A 12,869-nucleotide genomic window follows, 5' to 3' on the forward strand; every position below is an offset into this window, starting at 1 on the left:
AGCTACACCTCCACATCATACGGTTCATAATCCTTCCTAAGCGGATACCCCACCCAATCATCCGGCATTAAAATGCGAGATAAATTAGGATGATCTTCAAATACAATACCGAGCAAATCATACGCTTCACGCTCCGGCCAATCTGCCCCTTTCCAAAGCGGCGTCACCGATTCTACTTGCGGCGCTTCCCTATCCAGCTTTACCTTCACTGCTACTGACTGTTTCTTTCCATATGAAAATAAATGAACGTATACTTCCATATGTGTCACAAAATCCGTCGCATGTAGCTCTGACATATAATCAAAAGCAAGTCCCTCATGCAATCGCATTAACTCCATCACTTCATAATATTTCGAAGGCTCCGCCACAAGCGTTGGAACATCTTTTGAAAGCTTATTAATATAGGAATCTACTAATGCATATTCTCCTACACTCTCCTTAACAACCTCCACATAGCGATTTAAATATGGTTGGTTAACTGATGGTTCTTCCTGCTGCAGTTCGTCTTCTATCTTATTTACAGATCCCTTTGCCCTTGCCGCAGCAGCGGCTTTCGCTTTCGCGGCTGCAATTGCCTTTGCTTTCTCATCTCCAGAATCCCCCTCACCTTGTGAGGCTTTCTGCTTCGCTAACGCTGCTGCTTTTGCTTTTGCAGCTGCTACGGCCTTCGCTTTGGCTTTTTCTTCGTCCGTTACTTCTTCTGATCCTTCTCGCTTCTGCTTCGCTAATACCGCTGCTTTTGCTTTTGCAGCTGCTGCAGCTTTCGCCTTCGCTTTGGCTTTTTCTTCGTCCGTTACTTCTTCTGATCCTTCCCGCTTTTGCTTCGCTAATACCGCTGCTTTTGCTTTTGCGGCTGCTGCGGCTTTCGCCTTTTCTTTAACTTTTTCCTCGTCCGTTACTTCTTCTGATCCTTCTCGCTTTTGTTTCGCTAATACCGCTGCTTTTGCTTTTGCGGCTGCTGCGGCTTTCGCCTTTTCTTTAACTTTTTCCTCGTCCGTTACTTCTTCTGATCCTTCTCGCTTTTGCTTCGCTAATACCGCTGCTTTTGCTTTTGCAGCTGCTGCGGCCTTTGCCTTCGCTCTGGCTTTTTCTTCGTCCGTTACTTCTTCTGATCCTTCTCGCTTTTGTTTCGCTAATACCGCTGCTTTTGCTTTTGCAGCTGCTGCAGCTTTCGCCTTCGCTTCTTCTACATTAAGCCCCTTATCTCTTGGTAGCGCTTTCTCTTTTTCTCGATGTTCTCCTTCAAGTTTAGACATTTCCACCCCATGTTTCGCAGCAAGACGTTTTCGCGCTTCCTCTTTCGCATGACGGGCTGCTTCTCTTTTCATACTTTCTAAGTCTTTATTTGGATCACTCATTTATTCGTCACCTGCTTCCCGGTCCTCGCCTCGTAACGAATTTTTTCTTTTAATTTATTAATTCCATAAATTAAAGCAGCAGGATTTGGAGGGCATCCAGGAATATACACATCAACTGGTACAATTTGATCTACACCTTTCACAACAGCATACGAATTCACATACGGGCCACCGGCTGTTGCACAAGATCCCATCGCAATTACCCACTTCGGTTCAGGCATTTGATCATATAAGCGCCGAACAATAGGTGCCATTTTCTTCGTTACCGTTCCTGACACAATCATGACATCCGATTGTCTTGGTGAAGTCCGAAAAAATGACCCAAATCGATCTAAATCGTAATGTGATGAGCCTACTCCCATCATTTCAATCGCACAGCATGCCAGTCCAAATGTCATCGGCCATAAAGAGTTGCTCCGCGCCCATCCCTTCAACTGTTCCAATGTAGAAAAAAAGATATTCCTTTCTAATTCCGCTCGCTCCTGTGGGTGTAATTCCTCAAAATTTATAACCATTGTAACACCTTCTTTTTCCAAGCATACGCTAATCCAACTAGCAACATCACAACAAAAATGAGCATTTCAATCAGTGCAAATAAACCAAGCTTGTCATATGCAACAGCCCATGGGTATAAAAATAAAGTTTCTACATCAAAGATGACGAACAATAAGGCGAAAATGTAATAACGAGCATGAAACCGAATATTTGCATCATGAAAAGGCTCAATTCCACTCTCATACGTCGTCGCTTTCGCTGCACTCGGTTTGTTTGGACGCAGCATTTTCCCTAATGTAAGAGCCACTACCGGCAGCAATATACCTAATAGCAAGAAAATCAAAACGATCATATAACTATTTTCATATACACTTGCCATTGTGAAACCCTCCCCCCTGAATTAAGAACAAGTTCACATAGTAAACAATATGTCTTACTTGCATTATTTATTATTTTTAAATTTTTCTAAATAATGCAACTATTTAATTCATTATAGCAAACTTCAAATTCCTATGTCGATATATTGGGAACAGAAACAACAATTAATACTTGCTGAGCAAATCTATTTTTACAACTCCTTATAAATGTGTAAAATAAATATAGAAATTCTATATGTTTTTCAAGCAATCCTAAAAAGCATAAACTAAAAAAAGGTAGTTCTTATGTATATACAGTGGGTGATATAAATGAAAAAACAAACACATGTAAGTATTCTTATAAGCATTTCATTGTTGTATATAGCTATTCATTACGTATCAATGTCCTTTTTATATGAGTACGCACTTCCATTTCAAATATTAACTGGAATAAGTACCATATTAATTGATATTACAATTTGCAGTTATATATTTCATTTTTCAAATATAAAACATGGGTTATCTCGTTTGTTTTGGATAACATTAACTATCGGATCCTTTTCTTATTTCATCGGTGATATAGTAGTTGCTTATCAACGCTTAATTCTGCATGACTACTATACATTCGTTGATCCATCAGACTTTTTTTACTTATTATTTTTAATTAGCTTTGCATTTGCCTTTCTATATGAAATTATTTATGGCCGAGATTTATTGGAACAGCTTTTTACGATATGTGATATTTGTATTATTGTTACTGCTCAATTTACTTTAAGCTACTATTTACTTATTGAAAGAACCATTCATATTTTTACAACATCATATATCGACATGTTTGTTCAACTCACGTATCCAATGGCTGATCTACTCTTTCTTTTAATAGGAATCAACCTTTTATTCAGACCATTATCCTTACTACCAAAGCAAGTTGGTGCTCTTCTTGGCAGTGCTTTAATTTTGTATGCTACTACGGATTCTATTTATGCTTATATAAAATACTTCCAGCCTGAGCACTCTATGTTCACAGTTGCTCCATTATATCAAGTAACCTTATTATTGGTAGCAATCGCTTGTATACTTCACACAAAAGAGCCCGAAAAACAAGAACAAATATTACTAACGCCTCAATTTGGTGAATCAATCCGATTATCATTACCGTATATTTCTGTCGTGATGCTTATTGTTTTTATATTGGTCGAAAATGTTTTTGCACCTATCATAGTAATTGGACTTATGGTAACTTTCGCCTTCGTTCTCATACGCCATACGTTAGTTCGAAGACAAAATAAAATATTATTGCTAGCACAAATGCAATTCAGCTTAGAACTCGAGAAACAAATCGAACTACGTACAGAAGATTTAGTAGAACAAAAAAATGAGTTATATCATAACCAACAAATGTTTAAATCTTTATACGAGCATCATCCAGATCCAATTTTCACATTAGATTTGTACGGTAATTTTCTCAATGTGAACAACGCTGGAACTACTTTACTCGGTTATCAAACGAATGAATTATTAAACCAACCATACTATTCACTTATGTATGAACAAGATTTAGAAGAAATCATTACTGCCTTTCATCACGTGAAAAAAGGGAAATCTATTTCTTTAGAAATACGGGCATATCATAAAAATAGAGATATTTACTACTTACATGTTACAGCTGTTCCCATCTTTTTAAAGGAACATATTTCTGGGGCCTATTTAATGATTAAAGATATTACAGAAAGCAAGCAGCAACAAGAGCAAATTAATTTCCTAGCATATCACGATACTTTAACGGAACTTGCGAATCGCCGTTCATTTCATCAACAGTTAGAAAAGGCAATTGCACGAGCAAAAATATCAAAAAGACCTTTTGCTGTTATGTTTCTCGATTTAGACCGTTTTAAAGTTATTAACGATACTCTCGGTCACCGGGTAGGAGATCTTCTTTTAATTGCTGTAGCAAAAAGACTAGAACGAATATCGACGTCAAATATGAAACTTGCTCGGTTAGCTGGGGATGAATTCACAATTCTTATAGAAGATTATAAAGAAGATAGGGATGTACAAAAAATAGCTGATATGATTGTACTATCTATGAATGAGCCATTCGAAATTGAAAATCAACATTTACAAATCTCGCCAAGTATCGGGATTGCAATATATCCAGAAGCAGGCGAAGATCCGTTATCTATTTTACAACATGCTGATATGGCCATGTACGAAACCAAAAATAAAGGAAAGAATGGTAGCTCACTTTATACGAAAGAGTTATATAAAAAAATGGAGCGAAAAGCTCGAATTGAAAAAGATTTACCACTTGCTTTAGTAAATAAAGAATTCTTTCTCGTCTATCAACCACAAGTTGACATTACAACGAATAAAATTATCGGTGCCGAAGCTTTAATCCGTTGGAAACATCCACTATTAGGTGACATTTCACCATGTGAGTTCATTCCAATTGTGGAAGAGACTCCGCAGGTCATCCCACTTGGGCATTGGGTGCTACGAGAGTCTTGTCGTCAACTAAAAATATGGCAAAGTTTTGGATACACAAACTTAAAAATGAGTGTCAATTTATCAGCGAAAGAATTTCAACAAAATCAATTAATCGAAAATATTTCACGAATACTAAAGGACGTAAAGATTGACCCAAAAGATGTAACACTTGAGCTAACAGAACGAATTGCGATGATTGATGAAAAAGAAACATTATTGAGACTAAAGCAATTAAAAGAATACGGTATTCAAACGTCCATTGATGACTTCGGTACCGGCTACTCTTCTCTTGCTTATTTATCAATTTTCCCGATTGATACATTAAAAGTACCAAAAGAATTTACACAACTAGCCGATCATCGACCTGAAGAGAGAGCCATCGTTTCCACTATCCTTTCTCTTGCAAATACATTAAATCTCTCTGTCGTTGCTGAAGGAATTGAAACAGAAAAACAGCTTAAGTTCCTGAAAAAAAACAACTGTAAATACATGCAAGGTTACTATTTCAGTAAACCTCTAACAAGTAAACAGTTTATAAAATTTCTACAAAAAACACCCAGTATGAACCAATAGTTCACACTGGGTGTTTTTTAAAGTGTTGGAATTCTTTTCTCGTAATATTCTTCTGCAATCTCTTCATAAAAAGCTGCTGTTGTTGTATAAAAATATGGAATCAACCATAGGAATCCAATCCCTAACGTAATACAACTTAATATAAACCAACCAATAAAACTTAAACATAAAATGAAATACTCCATCTTATGTCCATCCATCATACGACGGCTTTCTGTAATAGCTTGATTTATTGAATACTCAGGACGATCATTTATAATAAAATACGTCATCGCATAAGAAAATGATTTAATAATGCCTGGAATAATAAATAGTAAACACCATAAGAAAATATAAATGTTTACTACTATATATAATAAAAATGACTTTATAAACTTACTTCCTTCTGTAAACCATCTGAATATATGCCCAATACGCGCTTCTTTTTCACGAATTATATGTAGTGCTAAACAATAACCACCTAGCGTTAATGGACCTACCATCAATATTGCAATACCATCTACTAAAAGTGAATTATTCACTTCTTTCCAATCCCAAACCTGAGAGAAAATGAAATCAATACTAAAACTAAAAGCTGAAATAAGAATCGAAATAAGTAATGTTGCCCCAACAGCTAAGCCCCATTTTCCTTCTAGTGAATCTAGTGCTTCTCCTTTTAAATCACTAATCATAATTAGCCTCCAATACGTAATAATTCTATTAGTATAGCACGTCCCTACTTCAATTCGTCTTTTGAGATATAACGATAGAAATGTGCTGTCGTTGTACCTACATATGAACTAAGCCAAAGAAATCCTATTCCAAGAGTAAGAATCGCTAAAATAGCCCATCCTATGAAGCTAAGCCATAAAAGAAATAAATCTAGTTTATGTCCCTTCATAACGTTCTTACTTTCTCTCATTGCTTGTGAAACGCTATAATTTGGATTTTCAACCATAACATAATACGTCATCGCATAAGAAAAATACATCACAATCATTACAACAATCGAAATAGCTAATAGTACAAAGAAAGCAATTGTTAACGATACATTCCCTTCCTCACCAAAAAACGCGAATACACCTAGTAACAACATCGGAATCCACGTACCTGTATATAACAAAATCGCAAGCATAGCCCACATTGTTTTCATCATTCTTTTAAAGCCACGAAATCCTTCAAATAAATAATCTACTCTAGCATCTTCTCGTTTACTAATTTGTAGCAACACATTCGTATAACCGTATGATGTAATACCATAAGATGCATTACTCAAAATGATCATTATGCAATAAAAAATTCCAAATGTAATACCTGCCCCGACTGATATTGCTTCCTCTTCAATTGAACCCGCTAAACCAACAACTAAGAAAAATATAATAATTCCTGGAATTAAAAGTATAAGCATTGCAGCCATTGAAACAACATAACTTAAAATAATATGTAAAATCGTTGATCCAACACCTAGTCCCCATTTTCCCTTTAAAGAGTACAATGCTTCTCGTTTCATTTCACCGATCATTTGTTCATCTCCTTTATGAAATATAAATTGTTATATATTCTCTACTTATACATATAACAATATAATTATACCAATTTTGTCAGTTTATTCTATCTATTAAATTGAGTTTCAGTTTCGACATTTAAATAAAACACATCTATGCATAACAAAAAACGAACCTGCAGTTCTTTTTATTTCTTGATTTTCACTTGGCATGGGGCAAAAAAAGGCTCTGACCGCTTCTATGCACGGCTAGATGCTCTCTCCTACCTAAAGAGAGGCTTTTTTTTCCTCTTATTATTTATATCCATAACAAAAAATCCGTAAAGGCAAGAGCCCTTACGGATTTTTTTACTTCATATCAGAAACGTTTAAACGGTTCACAGCACGCTGCAAGGCCATTTCTGCACGTCTAAAGTCAACATGCGCTTGTTTATCTTGCATACGTTGCTCAGCGCGACGTTTCGATTCATTTGCACGATGGATATCGATATGGTTTGCTTCTTCAGCAGATGATGATAATACAGTTACTTTATCTGGACGAACTTCGATAAAGCCACCGCTTACTGCTACATAATCAGTGTGCCCACCATTTTTCAGACGAACCGCACTAATTTTTAAAGGTGCAACAGTTGGAATGTGACCTGGTAAGATCCCCATTTCCCCACTCTCTGCTTTTACGCTTACCATTTCTACTTCTTTTTCGTAAACCGGTCCATCAGGAGTTACAATACTGACTGGAAATGTCTTCATAATTCGTCCCTCCTAAGGCCTTACGCCATCATTTTCTTCGCGTTTTCAATAACTTCTTCAATGCTACCAACAAGACGGAACGCATCTTCTGGAAGGTCATCATATTTTCCTTCTAGAATTTCTTTGAAACCACTAACTGTATTTTTTACAGGTACGTAAGAACCTTTTTGACCTGTAAACTGTTCAGCTACGTGGAAGTTTTGTGATAAGAAGAATTGAATACGACGAGCACGATGTACAACTAACTTATCTTCTTCAGATAACTCATCCATACCTAAGATAGCGATGATATCTTGAAGCTCTTTATAACGCTGTAAAGTTTGCTGTACTTGACGAGCTACTCCATAATGCTCTTCTCCTACGATTTCTGGAGAAAGCGCACGAGATGTAGATGCTAATGGATCTACGGCTGGGTAAATACCCATTTGTGTTAAACGACGCTCTAAGTTTGTTGTTGCATCTAAGTGAGCGAACGTTGTAGCTGGTGCTGGATCCGTATAGTCATCGGCTGGTACGTATACCGCTTGGATAGACGTGATAGATCCTTTATTTGTAGATGTAATACGCTCTTGTAATTGACCCATTTCTGTTGCAAGTGTTGGCTGGTAACCTACCGCAGATGGCATACGACCAAGAAGGGCAGATACTTCAGAACCCGCTTGCGTGAAACGGAAGATGTTATCGATGAACAATAGTACGTCTTGTCCTTGCTCATCACGGAAATGTTCAGCCATTGTTAAACCTGTTAATGCAACACGTTGACGTGCTCCAGGTGGCTCGTTCATTTGTCCGAATACCATCGCAGTTTTCTTAATTACGCCGGAATCGCTCATTTCGTGGTATAAGTCGTTACCTTCACGAGTACGCTCACCTACACCAGCGAATACAGAGATACCACCGTGCTCTTGTGCGATGTTGTTAATTAATTCCTGAATTAATACTGTTTTACCTACACCGGCACCACCGAATAGACCGATCTTACCACCCTTAATGTAAGGAGCAAGTAAGTCTACTACTTTAATACCAGTTTCAAGAATTTCTACTTTAGTAGATAACTCTTCGAATGCAGGCGCTTGACGGTGAATTGGATCACGACGTACATCCGCAGGAACATCACCATCTAAGTCAATTGCATCACCTAATACGTTAAATACACGACCAAGTGTTGCATCACCAACTGGTACAGAGATTGCTTTACCAGTATCTTCTACTTCTGTGCCACGAACAAGTCCATCTGTGGAAGACATTGCAACTGTACGAACTGTGTCATCACCTAAATGAAGTGCAACTTCAAATGTTAAGTTAATGCTTGCTCCGTTTTCGTTGCTTTGTTTTACCGTAAGGGCGTTGTAGATTTCTGGTAGCTTTCCGCCATCAAACTTAACGTCTACAACCGGACCCATGATTTGCGTAACGCGCCCTTTATTCATCGGGTTCCCTCCTAGCTTTCTTTTAATTAGCCAGCTTTCTAAGAGAAGTCGGCTTTTAATTTTTATTAGTTTATAGCTTACGCGACTCTCCTGTTTTGGACGAGCCGCCTACGCTTTTTATTGAATCTAGTTCCAGCGGCTAGAACAGTCGGTCATTTCGCGCCTTCCTGCGAGGCAAACTACGCCTCTTCGTCAGGAGCTCCAATGCCCTCTTGTTCTGGACGAGCCGCTTCCACCTTTTAATACTATTCTAACGCTGCTACTCCACCAACGATTTCCGTAATTTCTTGCGTAATCGCTGCTTGACGCGCACGGTTGAATGAAAGTGTAAGTGAATCGATAACTTCCATTGCGTTGTCTGTAGCACTCTTCATTGCTGTCATACGCGCCGCGTGCTCACTTGCTTTACCGTCTAGTAATGCACCGTACACTAAGCTTTCTGCGTATTGTGGCAATAATACTTTTAAAATTTCTTCTTCAGAAGGTTCGAATTCATAAGCTGTCGTCGGTTTATCAGACGCCACATCCGTAAGCGGTAAAATTTTATTTTCCGTTACTTCTTGTGAAATTTTACTTACATAATGATTGTAGTAAATATACAGCTCATCATAAGCACCATCTGCGAACATCGCAATTGCTCGAGAAGCAATATCTTTAATATCAGTAAATGATGGGTGGTCAGATAATCCAACTACTTCATCAATGATGTTAAAGCCGCGACGTTTTAAATAATCACGTCCTAGTCGTCCAAGCACAATAATTGAATATTGGTTTGAATCCATATTATGACGTTCACGAATTACGTTACTTACTGTACGTAATACGTTACTGTTATAACCACCTGCTAGTCCGCGATCAGATGTAATAACGATGTACCCTGTACGCTTTACAGGACGCGCATTTAGCATTGGATGATTAATCCCTTTACTTCCTTGCGCAATGCTCGCTACTACTTCTTGAATCTTTTCCATATACGGAACGAAAGATTTAGCATTTTGTTCTGCACGGTTTAACTTAGATGCAGATACCATCTCCATCGCTTTCGTAATTTGACTCGTTTTCTTTGTCGAGTTAATCTTCGCTTTTATATCGCGTAAAGATGCCACAGGTTTTCACCACCTTTTTTCCGGAAGTTGGCACGATTAGTAAGAATCCTCTTCCTAATCTACGTTGCAAGATATTCTTGCTCATGATTGAAGGAAAAGAATAGGTGCACCTACTCTTTTCCTTTACATAACCGTCAGCAATCTCAAAAGCTGAGATGCCTTTATATATTATCTAGCTTCAGCAGCCTGAACGAGCCGCTTCCGCTTTTATTTATTACTCAGAAGCTACGAATACTTTTTTAAATCCATTAATAGCTGCTGCAAATTTATCGTCATCCGCAAGTTTCTTAGTTGTGCGAATTTCGCTTAATAAGTCAGTTGCATTTGAATCTAACCAAGCATGGAATTCTTCTTCGAAACGAGTGATATCTACTACTGGGATATCATCTAGGAATCCACGTGTTAAAGCGTAAAGAATGATAACTTGTTTCTCTACACGTAACGGTTTGTGTAATCCTTGTTTTAATACCTCAACTGTACGAGCACCACGGTTTAATTTCGCTTGTGTTGCTTTATCAAGGTCAGAACCGAACTGAGCGAACGCTTCTAACTCACGATAAGATGCAAGGTCAAGACGAAGTGTACCTGATACTTTACTCATCGCTTTAATCTGAGCTGATCCACCTACACGAGATACAGAAGTACCCGCATCGATTGCTGGACGTACGCCAGAGAAGAATAGGTCAGATTGTAAGAAGATTTGTCCATCCGTAATAGAAATTACGTTTGTTGGGATGTAAGCTGATACGTCCCCTGCTTGTGTTTCGATGAAAGGTAGTGCAGTTAAAGAACCGCCGCCTCTTGCATCACTTAATTTTGCTGCACGCTCTAATAAGCGAGAATGTAAGTAGAATACATCCCCTGGATATGCTTCACGACCTGGAGGACGACGTAATAGTAATGAAAGCTCACGGTAAGCCGCTGCTTGTTTTGATAAGTCATCATATACTACTAATACGTGTTTACCATTGTACATGAACTCTTCACCCATTGTTACACCAGCGTAAGGAGCTAGGTATAATAATGGAGCTGGTTGAGAAGCTGATGCAGTTACAACGATTGTGTAATCTAATGCACCGTGCTTACGTAGTGTTTCTACTACGTTACGTACTGTTGATTCTTTTTGTCCGATAGCTACATAGATACAAATCATATCTTCATCTTTTTGGTTAATGATCGTATCAAGTGCAACTGCCGTTTTACCTGTTTGACGGTCACCGATGATTAACTCACGTTGACCACGGCCAATTGGTACAAGAGCATCGATCGCTTTAATACCTGTTTGAAGTGGTTCATGAACAGATTTACGATCCATTACACCTGGTGCTGGACTTTCGATTGGACGAGTGTTTGTTGTATTGATTGGGCCTAAACCATCAACTGGTTGACCTAATGGGTTTACAACACGACCGATTAGTTCTTTTCCTACTGGTACTTGCATGATGCGACCAGTACGACGAACTTCGTCACCTTCACGGATTTCTGTGTAAGGTCCTAAAATAATGATACCTACGTTGTTTTCCTCTAAGTTTTGTGCTAGTCCCATAACGCCATTAGAGAACTCTACAAGTTCACCAGCCATAACGTTATCAAGACCATGAGCACGCGCAATACCGTCACCGACTTGGATAACTGTACCAACATCACTAACTTCGATTTCAGACTGATAGTTCTCGATTTGTTGCTTTATCAGTGCGCTAATTTCTTCAGCTCTGATGCTCATGTGCTTCACCCCTATCTATTCTTCATTAATTCACGCTGAATACGTGCTAATTTTCCTTGTAAGCTTCCGTCGTAAATGCGATTTCCAATACGTACTTTAATGCCGCCTAGTAAATCTTCATCCACAACATTTTTCACGCGAATTGCATCTTTTCCTGTTTTTTTTGCAAATGCTTCTGCAATGTTAAGTTTTTCTTCTTCCGATAGAAGACGAATAGAATATACAGTTGCATCCGCTACGTTACGTTCTTCATTAGCAAGAACAACATATTCATTTGCAATTTCAGGTAGGATATCAATACGCTTGTTATCAATTAAAATATATAACGTATTTAAAATAGATTCAGAAACAGATGCGAATACGTTTGCAAGAAACGTTTTCTTCTGCTCTTTTGAAATGTTCGGTTGCGTTAAAAAGCTATGTAGTTCTCCGTTCTTTGTAAAAACGTTTTGTACAAGGCGTAATTCCTCTTCAAACATTTCTAATACGTGTTTTTCTTTTGCAATTTTGAAAAGAGCGACAGCATAACGTTTTGCTACAATCCCATTGCTCATCGCGCTTCTCCTACTTCTTTAATATAATCGCGAATTAACTTCACTTGATCTTCTTCTTTTAATTCTTTTTCAATTACTTTAGAAGCAATATGAACAGATAAAGAAGCAACTTGTTCTTGTAAAGCAGCAATCGCTTGCTCTTTTTCGCGTTGAATTTCTTGTACAGCAGATGTTTTAATTGATTCTGCTTCTTCTTTCGCAGCAGCAACAATAACATCCTTTTGATCTACAGCTTGTTTCTTCGCTCTTTCGATTAACTCTTGTGCTTCAACACGCGATTGTTTTAACATTTCACGTTGTTCTTCTACTAATTTCTTCGCTTCAGCATTACTTCTTTCTGCAGCGTCGATTTCATTAGTAACATGCTCTTCACGTTCTTTCATAATTCCCATTAAAGGACCCCACGCGAATTTGCGTAGCATTACTAATAGAAGTAAGAAAATGAACAATGTATAAGCAATCGTTCCAAATGGAATGGAAGCCCCTAATAATAAAGTTGGCACAAGGATTCACTCCCTTCAAAATATCTAAATTGATCATATGAAAAAAAAAGA

At 37.9% G+C, this 12,869-nt stretch carries 12 protein-coding genes; 1 reads left to right on the plus strand and 11 read right to left on the minus strand.

The genetic code is table 11. The features are described 5' to 3' along the window. Positions 1 to 2: 2 nt before the first annotated feature. Genes JFT89_RS17620 through nuoA form a run of 3 tightly spaced genes read right to left on the minus strand, consistent with a single transcriptional unit; the run spans position 3 to position 2,232 of the window. Complete coding sequence (locus tag JFT89_RS17620; protein WP_201040421.1) at positions 3 to 1,358, minus strand: NADH-quinone oxidoreductase subunit C; 1,356 nt, start codon at positions 1,356 to 1,358, stop codon at positions 3 to 5. Beyond that, positions 1,355 to 1,873: an NADH-quinone oxidoreductase subunit NuoB gene (nuoB, locus tag JFT89_RS17625; RefSeq protein ID WP_002089729.1), complete on the minus strand. Its 519-nt coding sequence runs from the start codon at positions 1,871 to 1,873 to the stop codon at positions 1,355 to 1,357. Before nuoB ends, JFT89_RS17620 begins: the two co-directional genes overlap by 4 nt. Beyond that, positions 1,864 to 2,232 carry an NADH-quinone oxidoreductase subunit NuoA gene (gene nuoA, locus JFT89_RS17630; protein WP_000179270.1) on the minus strand — a complete coding sequence of 123 codons (369 nt, stop codon included), beginning with the start codon at positions 2,230 to 2,232 and terminating at the stop codon, positions 1,864 to 1,866. Before nuoA ends, nuoB begins: the two co-directional genes overlap by 10 nt. A 307-nt stretch (positions 2,233 to 2,539) precedes the next feature. Between nuoA and JFT89_RS17635 the strand changes: the two genes are divergently transcribed. Next, a complete protein-coding gene (locus tag JFT89_RS17635) occupies positions 2,540 to 5,269 on the plus strand; it encodes an EAL domain-containing protein (protein WP_016096487.1) in 2,730 nt (909 codons plus the stop codon). A 17-nt stretch (positions 5,270 to 5,286) separates the two neighbouring features. Here the strand turns inward: JFT89_RS17635 and JFT89_RS17640 are convergent, their stop codons facing one another. From JFT89_RS17640 to atpF, 8 genes are all read right to left on the minus strand, one after another. Further along, on the minus strand, positions 5,287 to 5,940 hold the full coding sequence (locus tag JFT89_RS17640; RefSeq protein ID WP_002068586.1) for a DUF975 family protein: 654 nt from the start codon (positions 5,938 to 5,940) through the stop codon (positions 5,287 to 5,289). Between the two features lie 44 nt (positions 5,941 to 5,984). Next, entirely contained in the window at positions 5,985 to 6,770 is a 786-nt protein-coding gene (locus tag JFT89_RS17645) for a DUF975 family protein (protein ID WP_002068585.1), read from the minus strand. Between the two features lie 330 nt (positions 6,771 to 7,100). After that, a complete protein-coding gene (gene atpC / locus JFT89_RS17650; protein ID WP_002016279.1) occupies positions 7,101 to 7,502 on the minus strand; it encodes a F0F1 ATP synthase subunit epsilon in 402 nt (133 codons plus the stop codon). Positions 7,503 to 7,522: 20 nt separating this feature from the next. Continuing rightward, on the minus strand, positions 7,523 to 8,932 hold the full coding sequence (atpD, locus tag JFT89_RS17655) for a F0F1 ATP synthase subunit beta (RefSeq protein ID WP_002139020.1): 1,410 nt from the start codon (positions 8,930 to 8,932) through the stop codon (positions 7,523 to 7,525). Between the two features lie 245 nt (positions 8,933 to 9,177). After that, positions 9,178 to 10,038: a F0F1 ATP synthase subunit gamma gene (gene atpG, locus JFT89_RS17660; RefSeq protein ID WP_002016283.1), complete on the minus strand. Its 861-nt coding sequence runs from the start codon at positions 10,036 to 10,038 to the stop codon at positions 9,178 to 9,180. Positions 10,039 to 10,252: 214 nt separating this feature from the next. Beyond that, on the minus strand, positions 10,253 to 11,761 hold the full coding sequence (gene atpA / locus JFT89_RS17665) for a F0F1 ATP synthase subunit alpha (RefSeq protein WP_002016284.1): 1,509 nt from the start codon (positions 11,759 to 11,761) through the stop codon (positions 10,253 to 10,255). Between the two features lie 11 nt (positions 11,762 to 11,772). Then, positions 11,773 to 12,315, minus strand: a complete 543-nt coding sequence (gene atpH, locus JFT89_RS17670; protein ID WP_002130060.1) for a F0F1 ATP synthase subunit delta — start codon at positions 12,313 to 12,315, stop codon at positions 11,773 to 11,775. Further along, entirely contained in the window at positions 12,312 to 12,818 is a 507-nt protein-coding gene (gene atpF, locus JFT89_RS17675; protein WP_002016287.1) for a F0F1 ATP synthase subunit B, read from the minus strand. The genes atpH and atpF overlap by 4 nt, the downstream gene beginning before the upstream one ends. Positions 12,819 to 12,869: the final 51 nt, after the last annotated feature.

It is taken from the genome of Bacillus sp. TH25 (assembly GCF_016650935.1).
Classification (GTDB): domain Bacteria; phylum Bacillota; class Bacilli; order Bacillales; family Bacillaceae_G; genus Bacillus_A; species Bacillus_A mycoides.